The organism is Pajaroellobacter abortibovis, from assembly GCF_001931505.1.
GTDB lineage: Bacteria > Myxococcota_A > Polyangia > Polyangiales > Polyangiaceae > Pajaroellobacter > Pajaroellobacter abortibovis.
The window spans coordinates 205,718-230,093 of record NZ_CP016908.1; the positions used below are offsets into that span (position 1 = coordinate 205,718).

At 49.5% G+C, this 24,376-nt stretch carries 17 protein-coding genes and 1 pseudogene; 8 read left to right on the plus strand and 10 right to left on the minus strand.

Going from position 1 to position 24,376, the window contains the following annotated elements; translation table 11 throughout:
- The first annotated feature begins 66 nt into the window (after positions 1-66).
- The gene (glnA, locus tag BCY86_RS01055; protein ID WP_075276066.1) at positions 67-1,482 is read left to right on the plus strand and encodes a type I glutamate--ammonia ligase; all 1,416 of its coding nucleotides are present in this window, start codon (positions 67-69) and stop codon (positions 1,480-1,482) included.
- A 1,607-nt stretch (positions 1,483-3,089) separates the two neighbouring features.
- On the opposite strand, the gene BCY86_RS01065 is transcribed toward glnA, so the two are convergent.
- Positions 3,090-4,904, minus strand: a complete 1,815-nt coding sequence (locus BCY86_RS01065; RefSeq protein ID WP_075276068.1) for a phosphoenolpyruvate carboxykinase (GTP) — start codon at positions 4,902-4,904, stop codon at positions 3,090-3,092.
- Between the two features lie 166 nt (positions 4,905-5,070).
- Positions 5,071-6,072: an isocitrate/isopropylmalate dehydrogenase family protein gene (locus BCY86_RS01070; RefSeq protein ID WP_075276069.1), complete on the minus strand. Its 1,002-nt coding sequence runs from the start codon at positions 6,070-6,072 to the stop codon at positions 5,071-5,073.
- 175 nt (positions 6,073-6,247) lie between these two features.
- On the opposite strand from BCY86_RS01070, the gene BCY86_RS01075 reads away from it, so the two are divergent.
- Positions 6,248-7,171 carry an alpha/beta fold hydrolase gene (locus BCY86_RS01075; protein ID WP_075276070.1) on the plus strand — a complete coding sequence of 308 codons (924 nt, stop codon included), beginning with the start codon at positions 6,248-6,250 and terminating at the stop codon, positions 7,169-7,171.
- Here BCY86_RS01075 and BCY86_RS01080 read toward each other — a convergent pair.
- From BCY86_RS01080 to BCY86_RS01090, 3 genes are read right to left on the minus strand one after another with little or no spacing between them, the layout of a single operon-like run.
- Complete coding sequence (locus BCY86_RS01080) at positions 7,168-8,475, minus strand: M16 family metallopeptidase (protein WP_075276071.1); 1,308 nt, start codon at positions 8,473-8,475, stop codon at positions 7,168-7,170. The genes BCY86_RS01075 and BCY86_RS01080 overlap by 4 nt on opposite strands.
- 43 nt (positions 8,476-8,518) lie before the next feature.
- A complete protein-coding gene (locus tag BCY86_RS01085) occupies positions 8,519-10,363 on the minus strand; it encodes a peptidylprolyl isomerase (RefSeq protein WP_075276072.1) in 1,845 nt (614 codons plus the stop codon).
- Between the two features lie 4 nt (positions 10,364-10,367).
- Positions 10,368-11,168, minus strand: a complete 801-nt coding sequence (locus BCY86_RS01090; RefSeq protein ID WP_156864970.1) for a hypothetical protein — start codon at positions 11,166-11,168, stop codon at positions 10,368-10,370.
- Positions 11,169-11,854: 686 nt separating this feature from the next.
- Between BCY86_RS01090 and BCY86_RS01095 the strand changes: the two genes are divergently transcribed.
- Together BCY86_RS01095 and BCY86_RS01100 are read left to right on the plus strand one after the other, a co-directional pair.
- Entirely contained in the window at positions 11,855-12,307 is a 453-nt protein-coding gene (locus BCY86_RS01095) for a UPF0158 family protein (protein WP_075276074.1), read from the plus strand.
- A gap of 463 nt (positions 12,308-12,770) precedes the next feature.
- Complete coding sequence (locus BCY86_RS01100; protein WP_156864971.1) at positions 12,771-13,454, plus strand: hypothetical protein; 684 nt, start codon at positions 12,771-12,773, stop codon at positions 13,452-13,454.
- Here BCY86_RS01100 and BCY86_RS10230 read toward each other — a convergent pair.
- The 3 genes and pseudogenes from BCY86_RS10230 to BCY86_RS10435 form a co-directional block, all read right to left on the minus strand.
- A complete protein-coding gene (locus tag BCY86_RS10230) occupies positions 13,420-14,454 on the minus strand; it encodes a sigma-54 interaction domain-containing protein (RefSeq protein ID WP_245776239.1) in 1,035 nt (344 codons plus the stop codon). The two genes, BCY86_RS01100 and BCY86_RS10230, sit on opposite strands and share 35 nt — an antisense overlap.
- A gap of 128 nt (positions 14,455-14,582) precedes the next feature.
- Positions 14,583-15,128: a GAF domain-containing protein gene (locus BCY86_RS10235; RefSeq protein ID WP_075276077.1), complete on the minus strand. Its 546-nt coding sequence runs from the start codon at positions 15,126-15,128 to the stop codon at positions 14,583-14,585.
- 46 nt (positions 15,129-15,174) lie between these two features.
- Positions 15,175-15,327 (minus strand): annotated as a pseudogene (locus BCY86_RS10435) (FHA domain-containing protein); the annotation flags it as partial.
- A 312-nt stretch (positions 15,328-15,639) separates the two neighbouring features.
- Between BCY86_RS10435 and BCY86_RS01120 the strand changes: the two are divergent.
- Positions 15,640-15,879 carry a hypothetical protein gene (locus BCY86_RS01120; protein ID WP_075276079.1) on the plus strand — a complete coding sequence of 80 codons (240 nt, stop codon included), beginning with the start codon at positions 15,640-15,642 and terminating at the stop codon, positions 15,877-15,879.
- Positions 15,880-15,899: 20 nt separating this feature from the next.
- Here BCY86_RS01120 and BCY86_RS01125 read toward each other — a convergent pair whose 3' ends face one another.
- The gene (locus tag BCY86_RS01125) at positions 15,900-16,973 is read right to left on the minus strand and encodes a hypothetical protein (protein WP_075276080.1); all 1,074 of its coding nucleotides are present in this window, start codon (positions 16,971-16,973) and stop codon (positions 15,900-15,902) included.
- A 56-nt stretch (positions 16,974-17,029) separates the two neighbouring features.
- On the opposite strand from BCY86_RS01125, the gene lepB reads away from it, so the two are divergent.
- The 3 genes from lepB to BCY86_RS01135 are packed head-to-tail and all read left to right on the plus strand — an operon-like array spanning position 17,030 to position 18,945.
- On the plus strand, positions 17,030-18,502 hold the full coding sequence (gene lepB / locus BCY86_RS01130) for a signal peptidase I (RefSeq protein ID WP_075276081.1): 1,473 nt from the start codon (positions 17,030-17,032) through the stop codon (positions 18,500-18,502).
- 44 nt (positions 18,503-18,546) lie between these two features.
- Positions 18,547-18,681 (plus strand): hypothetical protein, encoded by a 135-nt coding sequence (locus tag BCY86_RS10440; protein ID WP_275935834.1) that lies wholly within the window; start codon positions 18,547-18,549, stop codon positions 18,679-18,681.
- Between the two features lie 12 nt (positions 18,682-18,693).
- Positions 18,694-18,945 (plus strand): hypothetical protein, encoded by a 252-nt coding sequence (locus BCY86_RS01135; RefSeq protein WP_075276082.1) that lies wholly within the window; start codon positions 18,694-18,696, stop codon positions 18,943-18,945.
- Between the two features lie 14 nt (positions 18,946-18,959).
- Here BCY86_RS01135 and uvrA read toward each other — a convergent pair whose 3' ends face one another.
- Positions 18,960-24,311, minus strand: a complete 5,352-nt coding sequence (gene uvrA, locus BCY86_RS01140; protein WP_075276083.1) for an excinuclease ABC subunit UvrA — start codon at positions 24,309-24,311, stop codon at positions 18,960-18,962.
- Positions 24,312-24,376: the final 65 nt, after the last annotated feature.

Genomic DNA, 24,376 nt, shown 5'->3' on the forward strand with positions numbered 1-24,376 from the left:
AAGAAACAGCCTTTTTCATTCATTTTCACTTGGAGATGCCTTATATTAGCGTGGAGGAGCGAGAACATGAGCCTAGACAAAATCAGTGATCTTTCAAAGCGGCACGGTGCTAAGTTTGTGGATTTGAAATTTGTCGACTTTTTAGGAGCTTGGCGACATACGACGATCCCCGTTCATCGCCTCAATCAAAGTCTCTTGACTGAAGGGATCGCATTTGATGGCTCATCCTTGCGTATGTGGCAGCCGATCCACGCATCGGATATGGTGATGATCCCCGATCCTGAGACAGCCAAGATGGATCCTTTCTTCGTGCAGTCCACCCTAAGCATGATCTGCTCCATCTATGATCCGCTGGCGAAGGCCCCTTACCCGCGCGATCCTCGCTATATTGCTCGGAAAGCAGAAGCTTATCTCCAGCAAACAGGGCTTGCAGATACGTTTTTTATAGGCCCAGAAGCTGAATTCTTTATCTTTGATGACATCCGTTTTGACCATTCTCAATCTCACGCGGCTTTTTATGCGATTGATAGCATAGAAGGGGGATGGAATAGCGGTCGAGACGAGTGCCCTAACTTAGGATACAAGCCACGCCATAAAGGGGCCTATTGTCCCATCCCCCCTACAGACACGCTGGGTGATTTTCGACAAGAAGTGATGCTCGTTCTTCAAGAAGGGGGGATCGAGGTGGAGGTCGGGCATCACGAGGTGGCCAGCGCGGGGCAATGCGAAATTGGCATCAAGTTCCACCGTCTCTTGCCATCTGCTGATCAGCTGATGTGGTTCAAGTATGTTGTTAAAAATGTGGCTCGTCAGCATGGGAAAACGGCCACATTTATGCCTAAGCCAATTTTCGGCGACAATGGCTCAGGAATGCATTGTCATCAATCGCTTTGGAAAGGGGGGAGCTCTCTTTTCGCGGGAGATAAGTATGCAGGTCTTTCTGAACTGGCACTCTATTACGTCGGTGGTCTGATCAAGCATGCCAAAGCGTTAGCCGCTCTGACCAACCCTACCATTAATTCGTACCGCAGGCTCGTTCCAGGGTTTGAAGCCCCGATTAATCTAGCCTATTCGAGCCGTAATCGTTCTGCTGCCATTCGCATTCCCATCACGGTGCCTTCCCCCGACGCGCGTCGGATAGAAGCACGTTTCCCCGATTCAAGTTGCAATCCTTACCTCGCCTTTAGTGCCATGCTGATGGCTGGACTGGATGGCATTCAAAATCGCCTAGAGCCAGGCGCTGCCTTAGAAAAAGATATCTTCAGCTTGGACAAGGAGACCTCCAAAAGAATTCCTAAAATGCCTATTTGTCTCGAAGAAGCGCTTGAATCACTCGCTCAAGATCATACATTTCTCCTCAAGGGGGATGTCTTTACAAAGGACGTCATCGAGGGCTGGATCGAATACAAGCGAACTCACGAGTTGCATTCTGCCTATCAGCGACCTACCCCTTATGAATTTTTCCTCTATTATGATGTTTAAAGCAAGATGAATCTTAACCTAATTTAAATCCCGCACTCATTCTTGCTTGTATCCTCTGGCTTAGGTTTCTGTCGGGTGTTTGAATTGTTCAAGACACCTTCTCTGAAAGGGAAATTAAGATAAGGTGCAAACTTGAAGTTTACCCTTTTCTGTATATTGGATTCTCGCTCACGCAGGATGTGAGGCCCCAAGTTTCCTCGAAGGGGAGCGTCCAATGGTTTCACAACGTGTTGTTCTCTTGGGTTCCTCACAAAGTCGAAAGCTTCTCTCTGCTCCCACATTTTTTGGGATCAGAACCTTCAGGATGATGATGTTGGCGCCTTATGCCTTTTCGAATATAAAATTAAAGAAGTACTGCTAAACGCTATTGAAGCTGGTCTTCCTATCCAACTAAACATCCCTTCAGATGCGCATATTAGTGACGAAGATATTGAGCTTGTTGCGCAAACTGGCATCACAGGACCTTCCTTTAGAAGTCAAGCTGTACTGCTGTCTTCTATAGAGACCCTAGCAGGCTCCTCCTCCCTCAAGGAGTCCATTAAGCATCTAGGAATCGACTGTAGGGATACTGATCAGCTGGTTTGAAGCGGTGGCTAGAAGGTTTGCCAATCAACTAACCTCTCTTCCGTATAGTTACCGTAACGGCAGCCCCTCTTGTGGCAACTCCCCTGCTGTCTCCTCAACTGGCACCTCTTCAATTAGAAGATCGAGGAGTGGCTCCATTTCTCTCTCAAATTGGTAAGAATCACCTCCCCTTCCTGAAGACGCTAGTCTTACTGGAAGCAGATTGTACCAAACAAAACCTAGAGTAACTTGCCGGTCAAGTGGACTTTTCTCATCTTGAAGACCTTGTGATTATCCGTGATACAGGTAAGATAACGGATGGTGGGATTAGAGCCATTTTGGATAAGAAGCATACTTCTTTACGCCACCTCACGCTTCGCTTCCTCAAATTAGGGCGATAGTATTTCATTCAGCCATTGGTTACGCCGAAAAAATGATTCAACTTACTGAAATGCTCCAAGAGCTTGCACGAGGCTCATCAAAACATATTGGATATGTGAGTCTTTAATTTCGGCATGCTAGAGAGATGCAGGACTCAATATCTTGACACAGAGGGAGAGTCTCTAGAAGACGCTGCTCAGGGGACTCAAACCCCTTTCTCAGTCAACTGAGTTTAAAGGTGGCAATAAAAAAACCTTAGTCTATTACATTCCTGTATCAAAAACTGTAAAGGTTAAAGTTAAAAATCTATTTCAAGAAGAGTCCGTTTTTAATGCCTTTGCGTTCTACCTTATCATTAAGGAATGATACAGACCTTCGAGAAGAGGATTGCCGCCTGATTCCTCAAACAAAATTAGATACACTTACCTTAAAAAGTAAGAATATTGCATCTCAGTGTCTACGAATAATGACGAATTCGAGCACCATTTTTTAGCCATCGCTTAGGGATCTATGGTTCCCTGAGAACATGGGTTCGTCCAAGAGACAGAAATTCAAGGCCAAATTTACTTGTCAAGTGCAAGAGCTTGGAGTAGAGAAGCATCTTCTACACACCCCTCTTTCCCCTTCGCCCATCCTCACTCGCCACCTCCCCATTTTTTACCTTAGCAATCTTTTTTCTTTCTCGCTTTGTGTTCTGTTTGGAATGTCTGAAGGGAGCGAAGACGCTCGATAAGAAGCTCTCGAGTTAACTTGAGAGGCTTAGGAAGGGTAGGGCCAAGTTGGTCAAAAAATTCCTCCTGCTGTTCCAGCTCTCGCTTCCATTCTTCAAGGTTGATTCGGGTAACTTCCTCGAATTGCTCAGGAGACAGAGACAACCCTTCGACATCAATGTCACCTGCCCGAGGAACCCACCCGAACGGAGTCTCCTTCCCCCCGCAGCATCCCTTGACCCGATCGATGATCCACTTGAGCACCCGCATGTTCTCGCCAAACCCGGGCCACAAGTAGCGTCCCTTTTGATCCTGACGAAACCAGTTCACCGTAAAAATGGCAGGTGGATCCGTAATGTGAGCTTGCATGTCCAGCCAGTGCTGGAGATAATCCCCCATATTATAACCGCAGAAGGGAAGCATCGCCATTGGGTCTCGCCTGACAACCCCGACCTGTCCTATCGCCGCCGAAGTCGTCTCAGAACCCATCGTGGCCCCCATGAACACTCCATGGGTCCAGTGGAAAGACTGAAGCACAAGAGGCATCGTATCCTTGCGCCGACCTCCAAAAATAATAGCCGAGATCGGAACCCCTTTGGGATCCTCGGCAAATTTCGAGAGAACAGGATTGTTGTGAATCGGAGCGGTAAACCGAGAATTGGGGTGGGCTGCTTTTTCCGAAGACCCCTTCTTCCAAGGGCGCCCCTGCCAGTCGATCAAGTTGTCCGGAGGCTCTTCTGTCTTTCCTTCCCACCATACATCTCCGTCAAGTGTGCGTGCTACGTTTGTATAGAGCGTATTTTTTCGAATGGTCTCCATGGCGTTGGGGTTGGAAGTGTAGTTAGTTCCAGGAGCTACACCGAAGTAGCCAGCTTCTGGATTGATGGCCCAAAGCCTTCCATCCTCCCCGACTTTCATCCAGGCGATATCATCGCCCACCGTCCAGACTTTCCATCCTTTAAAGGAGGCGGGAGGGATCAGCATAGCTAGATTGGTCTTCCCACAAGCGCTCGGGAAAGCCGCTGTCATATAGGTGATTTCTCCTTGTGGGTTTTCAATCCCCACAATCAGCATATGCTCTGCAAGCCACCCTTCTCTCTTACCGAGATATGAGCCGATCCGGAGAGCGAGACACTTTTTTCCGAGAAGAACATTCCCCCCGTAACCGCTACCGACAGACCATATGGTGTTGTCTTGTGGAAAGTGACAGATGTATCTTCTGTCTGGATGACAATCGAGCAGCGCGTGTAGCCCTCGATTAAAGTCAGGAGAGTTACCCAAAACGTCCAGCGCTACACGCCCCATGCGGGTCATGATCCGCATGTTGAGCACAACATAGAGACTGTCTGTGATCTCGACGCCGACCTTTGACATTGGAGAACCAGGGAGCCCCATGAGATAGGGGAGGACATACATCACTCTCCCTTTCATCGATCCCTCCAGCAGCGTGCGGAGCTTACCGTAGGCTTCCGATGGGGCCATCCAGTGGTTGATCGGTTTAGCTTCTTCCTGAGTAGGTGTGCAGATAAAAGTCAAATGTTCGACGCGAGCTACATCGTTGGGATGAGAACTTGCAAAATAGCAGCCAGGTAATTTTTTATGGTTGAGTGGGAGGAGAATCTCTTTTTCAACAGCTTCTCGCGTCAATCGCTCTTTTTCTTCATCAGAACCATTACACCAAACAATCTGATCCGGTTTTGTAAGCTGAGCAATTTCATTAACCCACTGCAGAAGGAAAGGATTGGAAACAAGATGATTTTCTGTCATTTATTGTACCTTTAGCGCATTCTTGATCGCTTTTCTAGGTTCTTAATTGCATCTCTTTCCTTCAGTGTAACCAGTTCTGTTGAGATGAGCTGCCTATCCTCGCCTGCTCACTGAGGAGATCCCAGTCTGAATCCGCAAAAGGGGATGGAAGAAAGGTAACTTGCGATCAACGTTCAAGTGCTTTGCACATTAAATCGGTAAACTTCTGCGTGGATGCGGAGCCTCCGACGTCTACCGTCTTCCCTTCTTTCCCTGAGTAGACGGTCAAGAGCGCCTGCTCAATGCGGTGCGCGGCATCCATCTCATTGATGTGATGAAGCATCATGATCGCGCTTTGAATCAAGGCAGTGGGATTCGCTAACCCTTTCCCTGCAATATCGGGTGCGCTGCCGTGTACAGCTTCAAACACAGCGCATTCATAGCCGATGTTCGCTCCTGGCACAATCCCAAGTCCCCCCACAAGTCCAGCGCCGAGATCGCTCAAGATGTCTCCATACAAATTTTCTGTCACAATCACATCCAGTGCGTTGGCCTGTTTGACCATCTGCAAAGCGCAGGCGTCCACAATTACTTCTGCCGCTTTTATCATGGGATAACGCGCTGCAATGCGGCGAAAGCAATCCAGGAAAAAGCCATCTGAAATCTTCATGATGTTCGCTTTATGGACAGCTGTAACCTTCTTCCTCCCTAGTTTTTTGGCGTGCTCGAACGCGAATTCACAAATGCGGAGACAACTCCGTTCGGTGATGAGTTTGAGCGCTTGTGCAACACCAGGCATGACCATCAGCTCAAGCCCTGCGTACAAGCTCTCGGTATTCTCTCGGACGATGATGAGGTCAGTCCCCTCAAACCTGGGCTCAACTCCGGGCAGACTTCGGATCGGTCTCAGGTTGGCGTATAGATCGAGCTCTTGACGCAGGGTAACGTTGACCGAGCGGAATCCTTTGCCAACAGGGGTTCCGATAGGTCCCTTGAGCGCCACTTTGTTGCGGCGAATGGAATCGAGCACTTCTTGAGGGAGGGGAGTTCCTTGAGTGGTTGCTACTGCTGCCCCTGCTTGATGGACTTCCCATTCAATCTGCACCCCTGAGGCTACAAGGATTTTTTGAGTTGCTTCAGTTACTTCAGGTCCAATTCCGTCGCCGGGGATAAGTGTGAGTGTATGCATAAGTGGGCCTCTTTGGTCAGGTGTTCATCCTGAACTGGGGGGTGAGACGAAACGACATTCTACTTTAAACGTTTCGTCGATTTCCTCGAGCAATTTTATCACTACAAAATGTCAAAAAGGGGGTAAAGGAAAAAGGAAGGGATCTAAACTGTTTCTTCTGGGCTGGCTTCGAACCATGACAACATCTCCAACTTCTCATTTTATCTACGCGAACGGTCTTCAACAACATGTGCTTGAATGGGTAGGCGAGAGGGAACCTACTGCAGTTGCTATCCTTTTGCATGGCTATATGGATGCTGCTGGAACATGGGATCTTGTTGCTCCCGCATTGACTTCCGCTTCTTTTCGCGTGATTGCACCCGATGTGCGGGGGTTTGGAGAAGCGTCTCATGCTGTGCAAGGGCATTATTACTACTTTGCGGATTATATTGCGGATCTCGAAGCTTTATTGGAGGAGATGAGCCTTTTCAAAGATCCTGTTCTCCCGCTTTTCATGGTGGGCCATTCGATGGGGGGAATTATCGGTACCCTGTACACCGCAACCTTTCCAGAACATATCGCTCGGTTGGCGCTGTTGGAAGGGCTCGGCCCTCCATCTGAGCCATTGAGCGCTTCGGTCGATTGTATGCGCAACTGGCTCAAGGAGATGAAAGTGATCCGAGCTACTTGTCAACAGGAAGGAGTGGAAGGGATGCCTCTTGAAGAGGCGTACCGCCGCCTCTGCCTGCGCCATCCTAGGGTCGATGCAGACGTTTTGAGAAGCCGCCTCTCTTACCTCACCAAATCCGTTGGGGAAGATCGTATCGTGTGGTGTGTGGATCCGCGTTACAAAGCGGCTTATCCTTATCCCTTTAGACAGGATTACTTCCGAGCCTTTGCTGAGCGGATCGCTCAGCCGGTATTGTATATCCATGGAGGTCCTACGGGATTTCGTCCTCCGGATGAAAAAGAACGGCTCGCTTCCTTTGCCAACCTCACTCAGGCTGAGCTCAATCAAGCTGGGCACATGATGCAGTGGACTCAGGCGGCGCAAGTTGCACGGCTTTTGATCCGTTTCTGGGGACAGGGGCGAGTCGACGATGCTTCTGAATCCGGCTAGGCCCCTTCCCACCCATGGACGATATCAGAGAGCCTTTGGCGCGCTTCTCTCGGTAAGAGCCCTACGGCTACTACATTGAGACGCGAGGGCTGAATCAGCATGCGAGCCATTTCTTGGACGTCTGGACAGGTTACTTGCCGGAGAACTGCGAGCTTCTGCTCGGAAGTTTGAAAGCGGTTGGCCAAGAGCCCATATCCATAAGAACTAGCTATGTCTTCAGGGGAATCGAGCATGGATCGCAGATCCCAGCAGCAGCGCTGATAGGCTTGGTCGAGTTCTTCTTGATAAGGACCCTGCGTAGCTAATTCATGTAGAAGAGAAAGGATCCCTTGGGCGACCAAGGGGACCTGTGTGTGGTGAGCGTAGGCTGCAAAATCGATGATTCCGTCATCTTCATATCCGTCGTATCCAGAGGATACATCATAACAGAGCCCTTTTTGGTTGCAGATCTGATGGTAGAGACGTGTCGACATCCCATCGTCGATGATACGGAGTAGCAACTCGAGGGCAGGGTACCGAGAGTCAGTCTCTGCAATAGCGCGAAAACACAGGCGCAGCGCCGTTTGACTCGAAGGGTGTCGCACAATCTTAAGGCGTGCTTTTTTCTGGCGATGTACAGGTGGAGGGGTGGAGAGAACAGACCCTCTGGGGAAATAAGCGAAAGCGCGCTCGGCCCATTCTAAGCTGCGCTGCGGATCGAGCGCTCCTGATAAGACTAAAACGCAAGATGCCCCCGTATAATGGAGCGTGTGATGAGCATGGAGCATGCTTTCTTCAAACGAAGAAACTGTCTGCGCGTCGCCTGGGATGGTTAATCCTAAAGGATGGTGGGGGTAGATCAGAGCTCGAGAGAGATTGTCGGGATTGATCGGCCTTCCATACTCATCGAGATCTTCTAGGATCTCTTCACAGACTACCTTCTTTTCAATATCGATATCGTAAAATTGCGGGGAACCGATCACTTCTCCGCAAAGAAGGGAGACTTGTTCAAGCGACTCAGGCGGAACAGAGGCTGAAAACGTCGTGCTATCCGCTTGTGTGGATGCGTAGAGGAAGCTGCCCAGGCGTTCAAAGGAGAGGCCGATCGCATGAGCGCTCGGGAGACGTTTGGTACCTCTGTAAACCATATGTTCCAGAAAGTGGCTGAGTCCATGGCTTTCGCGTGTTTCAAAGCGGGACCCTGCACGTACAAAAAGTGTTAAATGAGCCGTATGCAAGTGGGGCTGAGCAACCGTAACGACACGCAGCCCGTTGTCAAGTGTTGTCTGTTGTATGTTGAGACCTAGATCTGTGAATTGTGCCAATCGAGTTCTTCACCCTCATGCAGTTATAGCAGACTAAGAATAGCTATCCCGTCTCATCCTCTTCTGCTTCTTCTGAAACGGAAGATTTCTCTGTACTCTCGGTATCAGCATGGTGATTGGAAGAGTAGATCTTGATCTCCCCTTTCGCTTCATTCCAGAGCTGTTGAGTATAAAGGGCAACCGCCTCTTGCTGCTTAATAGCCAAGAGCTTTTGCGTATAGCTATCCCGCTCTTTGTCATAGTCCTGTTGGGTTGCAGAGATGTGCTCTTTCAACTGCAACAGGACCCAGTGATCGTCAACCTGTACTGGCTCGGGGAACAGGGCCCCTTTTTGTGCCTTGAAAGCAAACTCGCGCAGTTTCTTTTCTGTTTGCGGATCGATTCTCAGGAGAGCGGAAAGAGCTCTTTCTTGATTCTGGAAAGGGGCGAGTGGGGTGAGCTTGGGACGCTCAGGATCGTTGAGTACTGTGCGTGGAGGGGGAGAGAAGAGAAAAGCGTCTTTCTTGCCTCGTGCCTGAGTTGATGCTGCTTTTTGTTCTTCTGAAGAAGTAATCTCCTCAGTGTAAGGCTGTACAGAGAGATGGGGGATCGGATCAGAACGCTTGGAGAGCGTCCGCAATGCATCTGTGATAGCAGCCTCCCCCTCTTTTTGTTTGTCTCGAATTTGATGAAGAATCATCGAAGCGAGTGTGTGTGCCTCTTCTCCCCCTTTTTCTTTTTGATATAATTCACGAGCGATAGCGTTGCGGAGTGCCTCCTCAGAAGGGGAAGGGGCTTGAGGATCGTCTTTGAAGATCAGATGATATCCAAATAAGGTCTGGATGGCGTTCTTGGTCACCTGACCTGGAGATAGCTGTTCTGCTGCTTTTCGGAAAGGAGGGACAAAATTCTCTAAACGATCGCCAACATCACCCCCTCGAGAGGCGCTGCCTATGTCCTCTGAAACATCGCGTGCAACCTGTGCGAATGGCTCTCCGCGGCGGATTCGATCCGCAGCGCTGGCTAATTTAAAAAGCGCTGCCTGTTTTTGCTCTTCTGAGCCATGGGGGGGACAGTTGACAAGAATATGTCGAATATGGCCTGCCTTAGGGCTCTCTTCCTCCTGTCGGGTCTTCACGAGATCTGCAATCCGCTCTGCGTGCGTTTTCTCTTTTGCCCATTCGCTCCATCTATCCGCTCCTTTTGAAAGCCCGTAACGTGCTGCAAAAGAAGGGAGCACAGCGATGGACGTCAATATCACCTGATCGTGTTCGAAGGCATAACTCTGCCAGATTTCTTGATCGCTGAGCCGTACGGACAACTGAACAAACTCGAGCAATTTGGCTGCGAGCAGTTCTTTTTTCTGTTCCTCTCGGAATTCCTCAGGGGAGTATCCGAGCATCCAACGCAGGGTCCGTTCGTAGATCTTCAGATCGAACTTTTGTGTTGCTGGATTGCGGAAGCCCACATAGATTTTCCCTTCCGGAATGTGCGAGAAATAAGGGAAATCTGTCTGATGGTGAGGGAGGCTCACCTGAATGAATCCATTGTACAGTGAATCGGTGACCTCTTCTTCTGTGACGCGAAATCCGAGCTCGTTGGCCCGCTTCATCAGGAGTTCTCGCTTGATAAGCCCTTCGAGAACGATCCGGTTGAGTCCCATCTTGTCAGCCTGCTTTTTTAAAGGCTGCCCTTGATCATCACGTGGAACAAGGAGGAGATAAGCAGCGCGTTGACTCTTGAGTTCAATGCAACGCCCTTTAACGCGCGCAGCGCACCCTTGAAGAAAAGGATTTTTGCTTTTCGTGAGAGCAGGTCGAAGCTGGATCGCGAAGACAACCGCTATAGCTGCAATGAGCACCATATAAACGGTTGCTGTGACACCTCTCTTTCGAAGCACATGAAGCATAATTTTATTCTAAATACCACGCGTTCCGTGAGGAGTCGATGGTTCTTAGCGTCTTCTTCTGGTAGACAGCCACTTTTTCTTTCCTCATCGACGGCGTTTCTAAATGCTTTTGATGGATCATTTCTTTATAAAGGAGCTGGACCCCAGAGCTATTTCTTTCCTGCTTTTCAATCGCTTTTTTCAGTGTTGCCTCCATCACCTTGTATCCACCCTTCTTATATACTGTGAGCGCATTTTGAGCGTTCGTGCGAGGGATACTAGTTTTTTCTACTTCGATGTCAGTAATGGTGAAAGATTGGTTGTTGTGTGAGGTTAGCTTATACCTGAGATGAAATGTATCATTATTGATTTTGGCGGGATGGGAAGGTGTCGCTGTTACATTGACCCAACAAACTGTCTCGGATGTTGGCTTTTCTACGGTCGTTTCTAATTGGTATTTGTTGATCTTCTGTAGACGAGATTCCCATTTTTTAGCGACCAATTGGGTGATTAAATCGACGATAGTGTTTTTTTGTCCTTCTGTAATTTCCTTCTTATCTAGCTGAGCCTTAAATTTTTCACCGACTACCGTTGCAAAATTGACCTTCTCTCGGAAGAGAGCGAGAAACTGGTTAGTTTGTTTGTTGGATACCATGGAGCCTATGGATTGATGGATGCTGTTCACAAACTTGAGAGCCTTATCATCCATGGTGGAAGTGGTTGATTTTGGAGGAGTAGCAGAGGTTTGGTTCGGGGATGCCAGAATAGCTCCAGATGCTAAGGAAAGGGCTATGGTTGTTAGAGAGCAAAAACGGCGGTGGTGCATAGATAATTAGGGTCCTTTCTGTGCCTTAAAGTCCTTCCACGGTTTTCCCCTCAGTCGGGTGGGTGATATGGTTGGCTGCTTAAAGCATTAGTTGTTGATGCCTAACTTAATGGAATTCGTTGTCCTTCCTTTGATTTGAAGTTTTTTCTTGTAAAGAATTAAAAATGATTCTTTACGCCTTTTTAGATAATGCATAGAGCGACTTAAGAAGGCTTGGGAATTGTGATTTGAATCCTTATCTCATTTGGATGTTTTTTTAATAAAGGATCTCAATGAGAGTTCAGCTCTGCATTCTGGAGGATGAATGAGCGCGTAAATTATTAAAACTTGTTTTGCTTTGTCATGTTTCACATGAAGTGGGGGTGGGCGAGACATTAAAGAATGACTTGTATTTGCATGCGCAACTCAAGTCAACTCTGTGATAAATGGAAATTAAAGGGGGATTGAGAAAAGTTTTCTTGCTCAAATTGAGAAAGAAAAGAGAGTAGTAATGAGCGATGCTCAAGCGTGCGATCACTGCTCACGTGGCAATAGTAGCAATTTTTTCAGGGAAATGCCCGTCGATTAGAAAGCACTAGAGGACGCTTTTGAAAACAACGCCCCAGAAATACGAAGTACACAGTTACCTTCATTTAACTACGAGAGAAGTTTGAGGGTGGTGGATGGAGTGACGGACCTATAGATAGATGCATGTGTGTGTTACATCGGATGGAAATTATTTGGGCCTCGATCCGGTTAGTTCTCGCGAACAGTACCGATGGATGCAGCGATTTATCCCTTTGGTAGTCGATGAAGAATTACATGCGAAACTTCAGCAGGCTATTGATGGGAGGGGGGCATTTCTTCGTTTTAAAGATGTTCTGATGATGCCAACAGAAGAACATGAACCGTGGTTTGCCTTTCGTAGCGATCGACTTCGCACGTTTATGGGAGAGTGGCTCGAGGCTAATGCGATTCGGGTTACCGTTCGTCCGTATTGGAAGGCCGCTCCCGGTGGACCGGAAAGCGAAAGAGACTCCTGCGTCGGCAGTCAACCTCTCCGCGCGCCGACTTCCTCTGCGGGACTTGATTCTCCCAGAATGGTGTTTGAGCGATGGGTTCGGAGCGTGAGGTTTTTCGCTGTCAACTTTATGAGTTGAACCAAGTGCTCGAGATGAAGGAGCTTGAATTGATGGTGTTATTTGCTGAATTCTTCAAGGTCTGACGTGCTGCAAGAGATTTCGCAAGGCATTAATGAAGGTCAGTTGCAAGAGAAAGCAAATCATGTGGTAAGGGAAGTTGCTTTAAAGTCACAACCCTCTACAATGAGGAATCTTTTTTGCTCGGTTGACTATCTAGGCCAAGTGAAGCAAGCATTTTCCTTACTTAAGACTTTAGGAACCCCTGCAAGTGGACGGAGAGAATTTTCATGTGAGAAGTCGGGGTCCTCAATCTGATTATTCCTGGTTGCTTCAAATCTGCTCTTCGCCCATTATTCAGGGAGAGATACGAAGGCTCTCTTTGTTATTCAAAAAAACTTTACAGCTTCTGCCTGCTTTTTCTTCATATAGAAGGAGCTATTGGCTTCGGTGGAGATGGAGGACATGGTGGCTAGGGGGAGCCTTGATACCTCTCTGTGCAGCACAGGCTGCTTCTCTTCATGTCGAAGAAAGAATGGTGGATCAGGTTGCTGTCCGCTTTTACCTGCCTGAACTTGGAGGGGTGGAGAAGCCCCGGTTCATTACCCAACGTATGCTTGCGTTTGAGGCCCGGATTCAGTCTTTAATCAGTAGAAGAAAAGGAGCGCCTGAAGAGGGAGAGGTTACTGACAGGAGCATCCAAATAGCTTTAGAGGTGCACTTGGCGGAAGAAATTTTTTCTTTTCTTGCAGAAGATATCCTGACGAGGGAACCAGCTTTGCTCAAGCCAATGCTTCAGTATGTTCGCACTATCTTTTACGAGCAGGTCGGTGGAATTGGCCCTCTCTTAAAAATGGCTGAGAAAGAAGGGTTAGGTGAATCAGAGCTAGGGGCTTTGATAGAGCGACGCACGCGTGCTTTTTTATATGTTAACAGTGCATTCACCGATCTTCTTCATCCTTCGGAAGAAGATCTGAATACGCTCTATCGAGTGATCTTCTCTTCGCTCGATCCGCCTTCTTTTGATGACGAAGTGAGGAGAAAACTGGTGCATCAATTTTCGCAAGCTCGCTTTAATCAAGTCGCGCTTTCTTTTCTGCAAGCTGCACAATTTCGTTTGAAATTAAAGTGGGTTAGACCCACTCCGACTCTCTCTCCTCCGTCGTGATAGGTGGGTGATGGTGAATGCTCGTTGAGGTTCTTTTAGGAGTTAAGGGATCGTGTGGATGTACTCTTTGGAGCCGCTCTTTCCCTGGATTCAGATGAGCAGTCGGTTCCCGCTCGAGGTAGCGAAAAATGGTGCGAGGATCGATTCCTAGATCGCGCGCTGTTTGGGTTCGATTTTCGTTATTGCGCTGTAGAACGTTGAGGACATACTTGCGGTGGAACTCTTCTTTGGCTTTTTCAAGAGTCAGGATCACCGTCTTTCTTTCTTCTTCGATATTGAGATCTTCTGGACCTAATAGAGGTTTTTCGCAGAGAACAACCGCTTTTTTAATTTTGTTTTCAAGCTGACGAATATTTCCAAGCCAGGAATGTTTTTTAATCAGCGCCAGTGCTTGTGGGCTGAAGCCTTTGATGGGAGAATTAAATTCCGAGGCATATTGATTGAGAAGCATTTTGGCGATGACGATAACATCATCTTCGCGATCTCGTAGGGGTGGAAGCCAAAGGTTGACTACGTTCAGTCGGTAATAGAGATCTTCTCGAAAATGGCCGTTGCGGATTTTGTCTTCCAGGATCCGGTGGGTGGCTGCTATCGCACGAATATTCACCACTTTTTGTGGTTTAGAATCTCCAACGCGTGTGACAGTGCGTTCCTGTAGCGCACGCAGGAGTTTGACTTGCAGATTGAATGGAGGCTCTCCGATTTCATCCAAAAAGAGAGTCCCTTTATCCGCTTCTTGGAATTTGCCTGCTCGGGATGATGTTGCGCCTGTAAAAGCCCCTTTGACATGACCAAATGGTTCACTTTCAATGAGGTTTTTAGGGATTGCTACGCAATTGGCAGCTATAAAAGGCCTATTTGATCGCACTGAGCGGCAGTGGATTTCTCGCGCGATGATCTCTTTCCTGGTCCCTGTTTCTCCTGTGATCAAAACGCTGATATCGGTTGTAGCTACTTTTTGGAGCTTGCGAAACACTTCTACCATAGAGGGGCAAGCCACAATAATTTCACCAAGCCTTTTGTCTTTGAGTTCTGCACTAAGTTTTTTGTTGTCTGTCTGCAATGTGGAGAGGAGTAATACGTTCTGCAAGATCGGGGAGGCTTGGCTTGCGAAAATAGATAAAACGTCTAACTGGTTTTTCTTAAAAAAACCTTGATGCGATCGTTGCCGACGTAGAGAGCCCCCATCACCATCCCCTGGGCGATGAGCGAAGCGCACATCACGCTGGAGGGTTTGAGCGTTACGACGCTTTCGCTTTTATTGAATTGTGCATCATTAATGGTATCACTCACCATAAGCGGCCGTCCTATTTGAAGTACTTTGGCGACGATGCTATCGGAGATCGTCTGGTCATCAGCGGCCTCGGTATGCTGTCGGATGTGTCGGGAGATAATCATGGGACGTTTTTTCCCTTTTCCTGCTGAATGGGATGCTGTACATGCTAGTGGGTTGTTCAAGAGCGGAAGAAAGCCTTTTTCTGCTCCAGTCACTTCAATGGTGGAGTCCAATAAGGTTTCAAGCAGCGGATCAAGCCCCTTGGTGACCATCAATTTTTCGCTGAACTCGTGTAGTTTGTGAAGGCCTTCGAAATGCTGGACAAAAAGCGTAGAAGCAAGCAGAAGAAGAGTCGAGAGGAGGGGGATCCAGATATTCTCTTGCGCATGGAGGTTCATCAAACATGCTGAACCGCAGATGAGCATCCCTTACCATCAGTCGATCGCCGTGGATCAGTCGGGCTCGGTACTTTTTATGGCCATTGATACAGATTTCTTTCTGTTTATCGACTACCTCGATGTTAAAATCATGCCCGTCAAAAAGCATTTGAGCGTGGACTTCAGCGATTCCGTGGTCCGGCAAAGAGATGTCATTTCCCTCCGCATTGCCAGGTGTGGTAACTGCTTTGTGAAGTACATGTTTTTGTGGACTACCCTGTGAGGGGAATCACTTAAGAATCGGCATGGACGTCAAAAACCTTCATAAAAAAAAGAAAAAAGGTACTTCTTGAGGAAAGCTTTCGGTTTAATTTTTTTCGAAAGAGAGAATGGAAATGACCGAGAGTAAAGTAAGATGATCCAATCAACAGATATAAAAAGTAGAAGATTTGCTTTGATTGATTGACGAACTTCTTTTACCACAGCTAAAGTAGCCTCATCAATGTCGTTATTTTTTTCAAAGGAGCATTCTATGCAAGGTTTTTCTAAGTTTGGTTTAGTTACAATAGTTGGGATGATGGCTGCTTGTAGTGCTGAAAGGCCTCCTGTTAATGATGTGACGACGATCACGCCTCCTCCCATGGAATCTATGCCTTCTCATGAAAGCATGGGACAAGAGAACAATACCGCTGCGGCTCCAGCAACTTCGGCAGCAGCCCCAACTTCGGCAGCAGCCCCAACTTCGGCAGCAGCCCCATTTGCTACTCAGTAGAAGTAGTTGATAAGAAGGGATCAAAAGATTCCTGAAAGTGTGAATAATCCCCCTCCGTTGCCGGCAGGAAGAAACCCGACCCCAAGAGGGAGCTTTTTCTTGCTGATTTGCACGGGGGGGGGAGCACTTGATGTTTCTTGAAGGTGAGAAGTCAGTAAGCTGGCAAGAACAAGGCCGCCCATTCCGCCGGCTGCATTCGTGACAAGTCCGTATCCTGCGTGCGTACCTTGGCAAAGGTATACAATGTAGATAAATGAAGTGGCTAGCGCGCCGCTTCCATATCCTATCCACATCCAGTTTTGAGCACTAGGAGAGGGTTTATAAACGGAAGAGAGCGCTCCTGTGGTTAGGAAGCCTGTTGTGTATCCAATGAGTCCTCCGAGGGTGGCTCCCTCTTTCCAATCTCCCTGGATGGAAGTCAGGCCAGCCCCTAATAAAGCTCCCGTGATGCCTCCCCAGCCTCCCCCGCTGCCAATGAAGGTCAGTGAAGCGGGAGAAGGATGTGTTGCTTGTCCAAAGGCATAGCCTGCAATGCCTCCTACTGTTGTTGAAGCCATGGTTACTGTGAATTGAGTTGAGATAGACCATGGTTGATAGCGGGAGCCTGCATGTTGTGATTGGGTCATGAGAATGCCTATCGCGGTTCCCGCTCCTAGCAGAAGGCCTGTTCCTATGGATGAAGGGACCCCCCTTGCAAACGGATCCAGTGAATCCCACAGGTAGAATGCTGTGGGAAACAGGATGCCAAGTCCGATGGGAGTCAACATGGCGAGTCCGGGGTCTCGGATTGGGGCGATCGTGTCAATCCATATGCCCGAGGTAACGCCATAGAGCGCACTGGTGCTGTAAAGGAAAAGTATCTCTTCGTTGCTGCGCTCTTCGGAGACGAAGGATGTGTCGGCTTGAAATTCGACTGGGCCCGCTTCTCTGTACGATTCGTTGGTATTGTTCCCTTCGGAGGGGTTGTGGTCGGAATAGGATGGAGTCCCTAGGGCGATAGAGGTATAGGTTAACCCCAACGTAAATCCCACTCCTACCTTCAAAGAGAATAATATCCTCTTGTATTCGTTTTTCTTTTTTTGAGGTATGGTCATTCTTGGCTCTTCGGTGGGTCTGTTCACTTGGATAGAGAGTAAAAAGGGAGAAAAGCGTGGGCGCAGGTGATGAGGGGGTTGCTAATCTGTGTGTTCTTGGATGTGCATTGTATCGAGGAATTATCATGAATTATGTTGTTAAGGAGAGAGCAGATGTCGATCTGCATCAAAAAAAAAGAGGAGGGCGTGACCAGAGGATAACCTCTCCGACTTCTTTTTGGAATTGGCTGTTGCGAGGTGTGTATTGGAGTCTTTGGTTTTTTATTCTTCCGGCTGCTCTTGCCGTCTTTTGCGTATGGGGAATTATCCCGGATCCATCTTCTTCCTTGGTGGTGAAAGGGGGTTGGTTTGAAGAGTGGGTGTGTGAACAGCCTGTGCCAATTGGAATCATCTGTTTTACTCTCTTTGACATGATCTTCTGGTCCATGCGTTATCACCTTCCTTGGGCGTCAGGGCTGTATCCGTCTTTGCCTCACAATATCCCTAGGCGTCTCTGTCCACTGTTTGAACGAGCTCAAGGTTTGCAAGAAAAGGTGGATTCCATCTTTCTCAACCACCAGCGCGATGTTGAGAGGCGCCTTGCTGCTCATGAGCATCAGCAGGTTCAGAGGAGTATACAGCAGTTGTTTCATGCGATGGAACGAGTTCCGTTGGATGAGTATGAGTTGGTGGAAGCCCTTCATCAGGCTGAACAGGATGTGGACAGGATCCTGTCCCCTTGGAAAAAGAGTATGGTGCGCGAGTATCTTGAGTCCATTTTAATGGCTGTAGGGATGGCGTTGCTCCTTCGTACTTTTTTGGTAGAGGCTTTTAAAATACCCAGTGGCTCTATGATCCCTACCCTTCAAGTGGGGGATCATATCTTTGTTAATAAATTCAGCTATGGTCCTGCGATTCCCTGGGTGCAGACTCGTTTGTGGCCCCATTTGCCTCCCAAGCGAGGTGATGTGATCGTGTTCGCTTTTCCGGAACACCCCGAACAAGACTTTATTAAGCGGGTTATGACCATTCCGGGGGATGTTCTTGAAGTGAGGGAAGGGCATCCCTGGATCAATGGGTGGCAAGTCCCGTCGTGTAAGGTGGGAACGTATTCATATCTTGAATCTCGTTTTTCTCCTGTCAAACACGAAGGAGAATTGTATGTTGAATTTCTGGAGGGAGTGGCTTTCCTGACGTTTTACGATCGGATGGGGGTTGTTCGTGGACAGGTACAAGGACCTTACCTCGCAAAACCAGAAGAGGTTTGGGTCATGGGGGATAACCGCAACAACAGTCAGGATTCAAGACGGTGGTGGGGGGAGAAAGGAGGAGGAGTCCCTTACTCTCACATTCGCGGGAGAGCGATGATGGTTTGGTTGAGTCTCTCGAGTCGGGGGGTCGACTGGAGCCGTTTTGGGGTTAGAGTTATGGATAGCCCCCATCTTCCTGCGGCTATGAAAGCGCTTCAGCCGGTTTTGGACCGGTGTATGGCACGTCGCCCTTCCTATGTGGAGACAGTCCCTCCTAAGCCTGGTCTATTGGATCAATAAAGGGGGACATGGGTCGCACGGTGCTTATACTGATGGTGGCTTAGATGGACGTCTATTGTGCTCCCAATTACAAAGATACGCTATACAATTGTCAGAAGTTTTGCCGTAAGCGGTTCGATTGTATCCATCAGCGCGTCAATAGAGAAGGGGAATACCGAGATCAGCCCTATGAACGGTGAATGAGGTGGGGTATGGACGGAAAACGGTGTAAATGGCAGTTAGGGATTGCGATCTTGATTAGGGTGGGTATGCTCCTTGGAGCAGGCTCTTGTTCTACAATGCAGTCGAGTGCATCCAAAGATCCGCTTCGCTGTGAACGAGACCTCGCGTGCAGAAAGGATAAGGCTGCGGCAGAGGATTGTGCAACCCAATGTGCTTACGGTCCTGAGTGCATGGAGCGATGTCGAGAAATGACCAAAGGGCTTCCTTTGCATGAGATCTGATGAGATGAAGTGTTTTAAGGATGGGGAAAGGGGGGCATGTGATGGGCGAGCCATTGACCTGTAGCGGTTGGTTGAGCATACAACTGAGCGGATTTTCCCTGAAAAACGATGGTCCCTCCATCCTTTCCTGCCTCGGGTCCGAGTTCGATCACCCAGTCGGCGCGGGTAATCAGATCGGGATGGTGTTCGATGATGACCAATGTATCCCCTCGTTGCACGAGCCGATCGAAGACTGTGATTAATTGGTGTACGTCTTGGATATGGAGTCCAGTGGTCGGCTCATCGAGGACATAGAGCGTTGGCTCATGCGCGATGCCAGCTGTCAGTTCTGCCGCTAATTTGAGGCGTTGGGCTTCCCCTCCCGATAGTGTGTGCGATCCTTGCCCGAGCTGGAGGTATCCGATCCCAAGATCGCAGAGGGTTTGAAGCGGCTTGACGATCTTGGTGTGGGCAGAGAAGAGTTCGGCTGCTTCAGCAGCAGAAAGGCGGAGCACCTCTCCGAGGTGTTTGCCAGCGTAGCGAATGTCCAAAGTGGCAGATTCAAAGCGATCGCCTCGGCACGCCTCACAGGGCGAGAGAACGGGTGGTAAGAAAGTCATTTCTGTGACCAATGTACCCTGTCCTTGACAGGTGGGGCACTGACCTCCTTTAGCAGTATTGAAAGAGAAGCGGGCAGCTGTATAGCCTCGCACTTTGGATGTGGGTAGGGATGCGAAGAGTGTTCGGATATGATCCCATACTCCTAAAAAAGTAGCTGGAGTTGAGCGGGGGGAACGGCCGATTGGTGATTGATCAACGGCAAGGGTGCGGCGGATCGCTTCTGAACCTTTGAGGGTGTGAAAAGGGCCTGGTTCTTGTGCGACCAGGCCTAACGAGCGTCGTAAAGCGGGATAGAACACATGGTTGACAAGGGTGCTTTTCCCTGAACCGCTGACTCCGCATACGACGGTCATCCTCTGGACAGGAATTCGGAAGTCGACTGCTCGTAGGTTGTTTGCACGTGCTTTTGTGAGCTCAATCCATTGACTTGGTGGTTCTGGGTGGGGATCGCGAATTGAAATGTGGACTTTAAGAGCTTGTCCGGTAGGGGAATCCGGGTGCGAGAGAACGTCCTCTGACGGTCCTGACGCCATGATGCGTCCCCCGTTGCGTCCTCCATTTGGTCCTAGATCGAGTACATAATCTGCTGCCCGGATGGTCTCAGCGTCGTGTTCAACGACGATGACTGTTGAGCCTGTATCTACGAGTTTGCGTAAATTGTTGAGCAAACGAGAAGTGTCTTTGGGATGGAGGCCGATGGTGGGTTCGTCTAAAATATAAAGAGTTCCTGTTAGACCGCTCCCCAGTTGAGCGCTCAGTCGCAGGCGTTGCATCTCTCCACCGGATAAGGTGGATGCGGGTCGATCCAATGCGAGATAGCCGAGTCCGATATCGACCACAAAGGAAAGACGGCGGATCAGCTCATTCCAAGGTGCAGTTGCAATCTCGGCCTCCTGGCCTAGAAACTTCCATGTTTTCGCTTGTTGGAGGGCGCTTTCTGCAGGGCGTGAAGTGAACTCCGCGTAGGTCTCCTGCCCTAACCGAACACGTCTCGCAACGGGGCTTAGCCTACTCCCCCCACAGGCTGAGCATCGCTTGCGAGGAGATGTCAAGAGGATGTCCTTCTCGCTCGTTGAGCCGGTCCCCTGGCAAATTTCGCACTGCCCTTGCACTGTATTGAATGAAAACCATCTGGGATCCAGTTCAGGAACGCCTGTGCCACATTGTGTACACGCGCGGGTGGTTGACAGGATTTCTTCTCGCTCCTTGGAAATCGTGCGGGGTTCTCCATCGGCCAGCCGGACCATCCCATTCCCCCAAGCCAGCGCTTGATCCAAAGTTTTGCGATCGAGTTGCTGCAGTGTTCCATAGAATACGATCAGGTCGATATCGTGGACTTGAGAGCGCTTTAAAGAAGGGGGCGGATCGATCCCGATGATCACTCCATCCACCCGTGCTGTTTTGATCCCTGTCCGTGCGGCATTGGTGAACAGATCAAGATAAATCCCTTTTCTCCCCGTCACCGCAGGAGCATAGAGGGTTTTGCGATGGGTATCGCGTCGGCTGTGCAGCTGATAAAAGAGCTCATCTGCCGACGAAGAGGCAATTTTTGCGTCACACTGGGGGCAGTGTCTCTCCCCTACTTTTGCAAAAAGAAGACGGAGATAATGGGCAAGCTCAGTGACTGTGGCTACCGTGGAATGAGCGCCAGCTCCGTGGAGCCTCTGCTCAAGTGCAATACAAGGGGGGATTCCGCTCACTTCATCCACATTGGCTCTCGGTAAAGTGGGGAGAAATTGGCGGGCATAGGGGGTCAAGGTTTCCATAAACCGCCGTTGTCCTTCTGCAAAAATGACATGAAAAGCCAATGAGGACTTACCTGAGCCGCTTGGTCCAGTGATCACGCAGAGTTGACCATGTGGAATGTCACATGAAACTTCTTTTAAATTGTGCTCGCGTGCGCGCACGATCGAAAGCACAGGTGTCTCTTTGTGTATTGGTGAAAGTGCGGCGGAAGGGGAGAATTGCTTGGAGTGACACCAAGCTTGGAGGGCTTGGCCTGTTTTGGTGCTCTGTTTTGCGATCCGACTTGGAGGGCCCGAAACGACGATGTGGCCCCCGTCTGGACCAGCCCCAGGGCCCAGTTCAATCAACCAGTCAGCATTTGCGAGTATATCTAGGTCATGTTCTATGAGAACAACGTGTCCTCCTTCTTCTACAAGGATGTGGATGGCTTCGAGGACGGGGCGTATGTCTTCGGAGTGCAAGCCCGCACTTGGCTCGTCGATGATGAACATCACCCCGTGGGGTTTTTCGGTCAAGGCTCGCGCCAATTTAAGGCGCTGTGCTTCTCCACCTGAAAGAGAGGAGAGTGGCTGGCCGAGCTGGAGATATCCCAGTCCGACTTGGTGGATAGGAGTCAGCGTCCGGTGCAGGGCGGGGTCATGAGCATGAGGAGGATCGAAATGAGCGAGCGCTTCGTCAATAGTCATCCGGAGGACATCGTCGATCGTCTTCTCCCGGTAACGAATTTCTAGGATCTCTTCTTTAAATCGTTTCCCTTGGCATACTGGACAGAGAAAGGATACGTCCGCGAGAAATTGCATTTCGACGCGCTCATAGCCTTCTCCTTTACAGTTTTCGCATCGCCCGTGAGCCACATTGAATGAAAAATGGCTTGGGGTCAATCCTGCTCGGACGGAAGCGGGTTCTGCGGCGAAATGCTTGCGGAAAAAATCCCAAGCTTTGGTGTAGGTGGCAGCGTTCCCTCGGGTCGTTCTGCCCAGGGGAGATTGATCGACCAATACAACCCGTGCGATTGATTGCAATCCTTCTATGCTGTCATAAGTGCTCGGTTTGAGGATGGATGTGTCTCCGAGTTCTCGTGCGATCGCTGAATAGAGGGTTTCTACAGCAAGGGTCGATTTCCCTGACCCGCTTGGTCCACAGATGGCGCAAACGTTGCCAAGAGGGATCGAAACATCTATCCCTTGAAGATTGTGTCCCTGTACTTTCTTCAGTGTGAGCCATTGATGGGTGGGGCGTGGGACCCGGAAGGAACGGGGTCTGCTCCAGGCTCGCCCTGTTGCTGTTTCGAGATGGTTTGCCAGGGCATCAGGGGGGCCATCGAACAAAAGTCTACCTCCTTGAGTACCTGCGGCAGGTCCCAGCTCGATCACTCTGCTGGAATGGCGTATCAGGTTCTCTTCATGTTCGACGGTCAATACAATGTTCCCCCTCTGTGCTAACTCTCGAAGAGCCTGGGTGAGGGGGGGGACGTCCGTTGGATGAAGGCCAATCGTCGGCTCGTCTAAAACGAAAAGGGTTCCAGTCAGCGCTGTACCCAGTGCTGTGGTAAGGCTGGCTCGCTGTGCTTCTCCTCCACTCAACGTTTTAGCTTGTCGATTGAGGGTTAGATAGCCAAGTCCTACTTGATGCAGGTATTTGAGTCGATTCTGTAACCCTCTGAGTGCATGCTCCCCTTGCGGCTGAGAAGGGGCAAATGTTGCTGCTCGATCTTTAGCCTGGGTGACAGTGAGCGCATGCCACTCGGCGATGTTGAGGCCAGCAATTCGATAGGCAAGCGCAGTCGGATTGAGCCGCTGCCCTTGACAGGTAGGGCAGGGGAATTGTTTTCGATAACGGGAAAGAAAAACGCGAACGTGCATCTTATAAGTTCGCGATTCAAGCCATTGGAACCAGCGTCGAACCCCTGGAAACCAATCCTTTTTCCTCTCTTTTCGCTCTTCTTTGGGTTCCCCTTCGAGGAGTAGCGTTCGGTGTTCTGGACTGAGCCTTTCCCAAGGGGTATCCAAAGGAATTGTTTGCCTCAGCGCAAATTCTTTAAGCGCTGCTCGTTCTCCTTTTGCGCTGGGTCCCGTCCAGGGACGGATTGCTCCTTGGACCAAACTTTTGCGCGGGTCTGGGATCACTTTGTCCCAGTCTATGTCAAGCATATACCCGAATCCCCGACATTTGGTGCAGGCTCCAAGCGGTGAATTGTACGAAAAAAAGGAAGGTTGAGCGGGTTTGAATACGCGGTTGCAACTAGGGCAGATCAAACCGTGTGTGAGAATTAGAGGGGGCTCTGAAAACGTTTGAATAGAAGGGGATGGAGTCGTTCGAAAATAAATCTCCCGTTCTGTTAGGTCCCAAGCGGTTGCAATGGCTTCTTGCAAGCGCGATTGCTCTTCGTAGCAGAGGACTAACCGGTCGATGATCACTTCTATGTTCCCGTAAGGAATCACCTCGCTCGGACAGACGGTGTCTATGTCGCGGATGCTTTCCCCTAAAAAGATCCGGTGGTACCCTTCCTGAAGGAAGCGTTCGCGTAAAGTGAGAAAGTGCTCTGGGGTCTCAATCGAAACCGGATAGCTGATGAGAACAGGTTTCCCCTTGTGGCTGTGGAGCAACCGTTCTGCGGTGTTGGCTGCTTGCGCGACATGCGCAGCAATTTTGCAGTCGGGGCAGGTTGGGATGGCTTCACAGGCGAAAAGGGCTGCTAGGTAAGGCTCGAGATCTGTCAAGGTGGCTAACGTGGATCGACTCGATTTAATCAGAGCCCGTCGATCGACAGCAACGGCGGCAGCAACGGGATCAAGCTTATCCATAGGGGGGCGTGCAGGCCTTTCCAAAAATTGCCGAGCATAAGGGCTGAAGCTCTCTACATAGCGGCGTTGCCCCTCCGCATACAATGTATCCAGAGCCAATGACGATTTTCCCGATCCGCTCGGTCCTGTTAAAGCGATCCATTCTCCTGGGTGGAGTTCGAGGTTAAGATGCTGGAGGTTATGGGTGTGAGCTCCTTGAAGGCGGATCGAATGCATCGGAATTTTTTAAGAACTGGGGCATTCTCTTGCCTTTTTTAAAGAGAGGCAAGAGAAGAGGTAGA

Excerpts from the sequence above, each read along its gene's own strand:
- glnA (WP_075276066.1), top strand. The coding sequence starts at position 67 with ATGAGCCTAGACAAAATCAGTGATCTTTCAAAGCGGCACGGTGCTAAG.
- BCY86_RS01065 (WP_075276068.1), bottom strand. The coding sequence starts at position 4,904 with ATGACAGAAAATCATCTTGTTTCCAATCCTTTCCTTCTGCAGTGGGTT.
- BCY86_RS01070 (WP_075276069.1), bottom strand. The coding sequence starts at position 6,072 with ATGCATACACTCACACTTATCCCCGGCGACGGAATTGGACCTGAAGTA.
- BCY86_RS01075 (WP_075276070.1), top strand. The coding sequence starts at position 6,248 with ATGACAACATCTCCAACTTCTCATTTTATCTACGCGAACGGTCTTCAA.
- BCY86_RS01085 (WP_075276072.1), bottom strand. The coding sequence starts at position 10,363 with ATGCTTCATGTGCTTCGAAAGAGAGGTGTCACAGCAACCGTTTATATG.
- BCY86_RS01090 (WP_156864970.1), bottom strand. The coding sequence starts at position 11,168 with ATGCACCACCGCCGTTTTTGCTCTCTAACAACCATAGCCCTTTCCTTA.
- BCY86_RS01095 (WP_075276074.1), top strand. The coding sequence starts at position 11,855 with ATGCATGTGTGTGTTACATCGGATGGAAATTATTTGGGCCTCGATCCG.
- BCY86_RS10235 (WP_075276077.1), bottom strand. The coding sequence starts at position 15,128 with ATGAACCTCCATGCGCAAGAGAATATCTGGATCCCCCTCCTCTCGACT.
- BCY86_RS01120 (WP_075276079.1), top strand. The coding sequence starts at position 15,640 with ATGCAAGGTTTTTCTAAGTTTGGTTTAGTTACAATAGTTGGGATGATG.
- BCY86_RS01125 (WP_075276080.1), bottom strand. The coding sequence starts at position 16,973 with ATGACCATACCTCAAAAAAAGAAAAACGAATACAAGAGGATATTATTC.
- BCY86_RS10440 (WP_275935834.1), top strand. The coding sequence starts at position 18,547 with ATGGACGTCTATTGTGCTCCCAATTACAAAGATACGCTATACAATTGT.
- BCY86_RS01135 (WP_075276082.1), top strand. The coding sequence starts at position 18,694 with ATGGACGGAAAACGGTGTAAATGGCAGTTAGGGATTGCGATCTTGATT.
- uvrA (WP_075276083.1), bottom strand. The coding sequence starts at position 24,311 with ATGCATTCGATCCGCCTTCAAGGAGCTCACACCCATAACCTCCAGCAT.